Below are 5,037 nucleotides of genomic sequence, written 5' to 3'. Positions count from 1 at the left end.
GGTCGTAGGCGTCCATGCACCATTCCCAGACGTTGCCGAGCGTGTCGAACAGACCGTGGAGGTTGGGCAGTCGCGCGCCGACCTCCGACGGGTGACCCACCCCATCGGCAGCCGTCCACGCCACGTCGCGCACCGGTCCGTACGCCGCGGAGACCGAGCCCGCGCGGCACGCGTACTCCCACTCGTCGTCGGTGGGCAGGCGGAAGCCATCGGCCTCGGCATCCCCGTCAACGACCTCGCCGTCGAAGGAGTACACCGGGTCGAGCCCCTCCCACTCGCTCAGCGCGTTGCAGAGGCGGATGGCGCGCAGCCAACTCACGTTGACAGCGGGGCGTCTGGGGTGTCGGGAAGGGATGCCGAGTAGTTCGGCCACCTGTTCCTCGGTGACGGGGTAGACGCCGATCTCGAACGCCTCGACGACGATCTCCCGACGCTCCGTCCCGCGCAGATCTCCCCGCAGCACGCGGCCCGCGGGGATCGTCGCCATTTCGACGTCAGTCAACGTTGCTCACCACTCACCGGTCAGGGAGTTCCGCCGGCGGCGTGGGGCCCCGCGAAGACTCGATGACTAAGGGTGACGCATAGTGCCGGCGGAAATGCCCAGGGTGACATCCGCGGCTTTTCGTGTAGTCGTCAGGAACGGACGAGGTCCGCCATGGAACGCGTGCCCGCGTCTTCTGTCGCCCGCGCCGCGAAGACGGGTGAAGACAGGTCCTCGGTGTCGAGGTCGGCGTACTCGTGGGCGGCAGAGCAGTACGACCTCTGCCCGCGCCATACGGCGCGGCTGGGTCGGAGGGTCTCTCCACAGGTCTCGCAGCAGACGACGGGACTGCCGAACACAGACGTGGTCACGGCGTCTCGCACGCGCATCAGCACGTTCTTCATGTGGCTCTCCTCGCTACCCGGCCCGACGCCCCGCGATGTCCGTGACGGAGCGGGCCCCGTGATCGACGTTACGGGCCGGTTACGCGGGGGAGGAGCGGCTTGAGCAAGTCCTGGGGGGATCTTGCGGTTACGTCGCGTTCCTTGAGAGAACACTGCGTCGATGGCGATGCCGGAGATCCCGTGCGGATAGCAGAACGGTCGGGAGTGCCAGCATCTCCGTGTTCAGGGTGCGCTGAAACGCCGAACGCGGTGCCGTCCGGCCGGCGACAAGACGCGGGACGGGGTCTGCCGTCAGAGGGCGCACGGTCTCCCGCCGGGGAGGCGGCGAACGAGCCTCAGAGCGACCTTCAGCGCCTCGCTGCTGTCGCCCGGTCCACGACCTGCCGGGACGGAGGATGCTCGCTCCCCGTTGCCCGCGTCACGAAGAACCAGGCGAGGAGGATGACGGCGAGATTCGCCGCCGCTTGCAAAAGCGAACCTCGCAGCAACATCACCATGTAGAACGGAATGACGCAGCCGAGCACGGTGGGTACGCCGTCGATCTGAATGCGTTGCTCGCTGCGGGCATCCCATCTGCGCATCCCGAAGCCGAGGAGGATCGCTCCGACGATGACACCGACCCATCCAGCGTTGATGTACAACTCGGCCGGGAGCGGTGCCGAGAGGTTCGTGAACCCGTACCCCTTCGCCTCGCCGAGCAAAATGCCTGTATCGACGGGCTTTCCTGGCCAGATCGACCGTGGCACCCAGAAGAGGAGGACTCCCAAGAATTGGTTGCCGTTGGCTAGCCCGTTCATCTCAACCCACCACGCGGTGTTGATGGTCTGCGCGAAAGCATCGAAGTCACCACCCGTCAACGAGTCCAGGGACCCGGCCGACCGGATGGTCGTCGTGCTCCTACGGAACGAGTCGAGAATGGGCAGCAATACGACGAGCGCCGCGATCCCCGTCAACGAGATGATGCGGTAGATGCGCATTCGGCTGAACGCCCCCAGCGCGGCGATCAGCGCCAGCGCCACGGTCATCAAGAGGAACCGTGGTGAGCCGACCGGGTTGACGATGACGAGCAGCAGGATCATCGAGATGGAGATCAGAATGAATGGTTTCTTGTCTCCGCGCGCCTTCTGTTCACGGCGCACCTGCAACTGCGCTACGACGGTGACGAGAAGCCCCAGCGTGACCAGGGCTGAAAGAATCGTGCGGGAAGCGTCGTCCGACAGTGCTCCGGAGAGTGCTGCGCCTCGATCGGTGCGGTTCGTGAACAAGGTGGTGAATCCGATAGCGGCGATGTAGCCGAGAGCGAGCAGGATCAGAAAGAAGCTGACGACTGCCGTGCGTCGCGGGTCGACCACCCGGCGCGGATGCTGCTCCAGAAGATCGGCGCGGGGCTTCCCCATCGCGCTGCCGAGGATGAGCGCTACCTCGGTGGCGATGATGATCCCGAAGGCGGTGCTGTCGAATGAATGGTCCACGTTCGGGGTCGTCGAGGGGTCGACATCGGTCATCCGCTGCACGAGCGGGGCGAGTCCGCCGAAGACGTAGAAGAACAGCCACGTCGTCATCTCGAACGGGTGCCGTTCGCGAGACCCGACGATCCATACGAATCGGGCCCCCGCGATGATCGTGGAGATCAGCGCCGGGATCCACACGGACGAGCCGGTCGACGCACTTGTCGTGCCGACCACGACGAGTGGCACGATGATGCACAGCACGAGCGCGGTCACGGTGCCGAGGAGGGGTGCGGGCAGCATTCCGCCGGCTGTGAGCGGTCTCGTAGTTGCCACGAGGGAATCCTCCCACGATCACGTTTCTCCCGCGTGTCGGACACCAATACTTTCGACGGTGATCGGGCCGGACGTGCTCGATGAATGTGTCGCGATTGCCTGTTCTGAGATCGAGAGGTCTCTCGTTCGCCTCAACGTTCTGTTGTTTCACCGGGGTGTCGTGAGCGCTCGATAGACCAAGGCGCAGTGGGCGAGTGACGGCGGATGGCCAGATGTATTTCCCAGCTGGCGCTCTCCGCTTCGCGCCCTACGCCAGCTGCACCATCCACAGGTCGCTGTCCCCGGTGATGAACAGGCGTTTCTCGTCGGCGTCGAAGGTGCAGTTGCTCACGACGTGCGGGGTGGGTACGACTCCCAGGCGCTGCCCCGTCTCGTCGACGATGACGACCCCCGCCTCGCTCGAGATCCAGAGCCAGTCCCGGCTGTCGACGACGAAGCCGTCGGGGATTCCGGCATCCACTGTGGCGAAGGTGCGCGGGGTGCCGAGCGCCGTGCCGTCCCAGCTGCAGGCGACGACGCGGGGGAGTCCCGCGGCGTTGGACTCGGCGACGTAGAGCGTGCGCTCGTCGCGGCTGAAGGCCAGACCGTTGGGTTGGTCGAGGTCGATCATGCGCTGCAGGCTCTCGCCCTCGCGCCAGCGGTAGACGCTCTGGTGCGGGAGGACGGGGTCGGCGGGATACCCCTCGCGCGGGTCGCAGATGCCGTAGGTGGGGTCGGTGAACCAGATCGCCCCGTCGGATGCCACGACCAGGTCGTTGGGCGAGTTGAGCGGCTCGCCCTCGAAGGAGTCGACGAGCAGCACGGTGCCGTCGGCGTCGGTACGGCTGACGCCCCGACGGCCATGCTCGGCTTGGACGAGGCGGCCCTCGGCATCCATGGTGTTGCCGTTGGCGAAGTTCGACCTGTCGCGCACCGTGACGATGCTGCCGTCTTCGCGCCAGGCGAGCGTGCGACGGCCGATCACGTCGCTGAAGACCAGGGAACGCTCCTCCGGCCACCACACGGGGCCTTCGGCCCACGTGGCGTCGGCGTAGAGCGACAACAGACGCGATGACGGGGGCAGGACAGTAGCGAGGCGTTCGTCCCACACGCGGGGAGGGGAGATCTCGACCTGCTCGGGGGATCGCGGGTGCTGCAGGATCTGACCGTCGAGGGGGAGGGGCATGCGACCAGTCAATCCGGTCGGCATCGGAGCGGAGAGCGGGTTGACGTGCTCAGCCGAACGGGTGCGGTGTCGGGGCGCCGGGGGAGGAGGCGAACTGCACGAGCATCTGCCAGCAGGGTTCGTCGCCCACGGTGCCCGAGAGATGTCCGCGGTCGCCGTCGATCTCGGCGGTGTCGACGTCCTGTCCGAAATGGATGTCTCCGGGACCCATCTCCACCCGCGCGCCATCCTGCGTCGCGAGGAACCAGCGCCCGCGCAGCGGAATGACCCACTGCGGACGGGGAGATGGATGCCAGTCCCCGACCCAGCCGACGGGGAGCACGGCGAAGAGCACCGCGGCCACCTCGCCCGGGAAAGGACGCATCCACTGCGGGTCGGCCCCGCCTCCGACGCTCTGCTGGCCGAAGCCGCGCATGATCGACTTGTCGAGGCGGCTCCTCCCGTCGAGCCCGGTCCACATGTGCACGAAGGGCAGCGTCCGGGGAGTGTCAGCGTCGAGGCCGTCGCCGTCGAGAGGTGCAGTGGTGGTCGTATCCATGCGACGAGTCAATCTGCGAGAAGCCTCACGGACGGAGGGTTGACGGACGGGCCGCCCGGAACAACGCCGAAGGGCGCCGCCGACTCTCGTCGGCGACGCCCTTCGGGAACGCGTGAGGCGTCAGGCCTTGCTGCGGCGGTTGCGGCGTGCCGTCGCGGCGACGGCCACAGTCGCGCCGGCGAGGACGAGGGCGCCACCGCCGACCCAGAAGCCGAGGAGCGAGTTCGCGTCCATACCCGTCACAGCCAGCGAGTCGCTTCCGCCGGAGGTGCCCCCGGCGTTCGACGTGCCGCCGCCGCTCGTGCCGCCGCCGACCGATGCGCCGCCGCCGGACGCACCGCCGCCGGACGCGAGAGGGCCCGAGGCGGTGAGGCTGTACGAGCCCACCTGCGGGTCGGGAAGGGTGACGTCGGCCGCGGCGGATCCGGACGCGTCAGCGGTCTTGGTGACCGAGGCGGCGGTCACCTGCTGACCCGCGGTGGCGATGTTGGCGCCGGTCACGCCCACGCCCACAAGGGTGAAGGTGACCTGCGAGCCGGCTTCGTATCCGGCGAAGCCGTACGAGCCGTCTTCCGTGACCGTGATGGTCTGCGAACCGGGAGCGGTGGGGCCGTACGCCTGGGCGACCACGGGGGTCGCCACGAGGAGAGCGCCGGCGAGGGCGA

6 protein-coding genes are annotated in these 5,037 nt (G+C 67.7%); all 6 read right to left on the bottom strand.

What is annotated here, in order from left to right:
- Positions 1 to 502, bottom strand: a 502-nt coding sequence (locus RWP81_RS14170; RefSeq protein WP_314457149.1) for an SUMF1/EgtB/PvdO family nonheme iron enzyme, incomplete at its 3' end; no start/stop codon positions are given.
- A 131-nt stretch (positions 503 to 633) separates the two neighbouring features.
- Positions 634 to 885 carry a hypothetical protein gene (locus RWP81_RS14165; protein WP_314457147.1) on the bottom strand — a complete coding sequence of 84 codons (252 nt, stop codon included), beginning with the start codon at positions 883 to 885 and terminating at the stop codon, positions 634 to 636.
- Positions 886 to 1,232: 347 nt separating this feature from the next.
- Positions 1,233 to 2,390, bottom strand: a complete 1,158-nt coding sequence (locus tag RWP81_RS14160) for a hypothetical protein (protein WP_314457145.1) — start codon at positions 2,388 to 2,390, stop codon at positions 1,233 to 1,235.
- A 526-nt stretch (positions 2,391 to 2,916) separates the two neighbouring features.
- Positions 2,917 to 3,834: an SMP-30/gluconolactonase/LRE family protein gene (locus RWP81_RS14155; protein WP_314457143.1), complete on the bottom strand. Its 918-nt coding sequence runs from the start codon at positions 3,832 to 3,834 to the stop codon at positions 2,917 to 2,919.
- 49 nt (positions 3,835 to 3,883) lie between these two features.
- On the bottom strand, positions 3,884 to 4,372 hold the full coding sequence (locus RWP81_RS14150) for a hypothetical protein (protein WP_314457141.1): 489 nt from the start codon (positions 4,370 to 4,372) through the stop codon (positions 3,884 to 3,886).
- 120 nt (positions 4,373 to 4,492) lie between these two features.
- Positions 4,493 to 5,037 (bottom strand): hypothetical protein (locus RWP81_RS14145; RefSeq protein ID WP_314457139.1); only part of this gene is annotated, 545 nt, incomplete at its 5' end.

It is taken from the genome of uncultured Microbacterium sp. (assembly GCF_963521695.1).
Lineage (GTDB): Bacteria > Actinomycetota > Actinomycetes > Actinomycetales > Microbacteriaceae > Microbacterium.
This window is presented reverse-complemented; position numbering and strand designations above follow the sequence as displayed.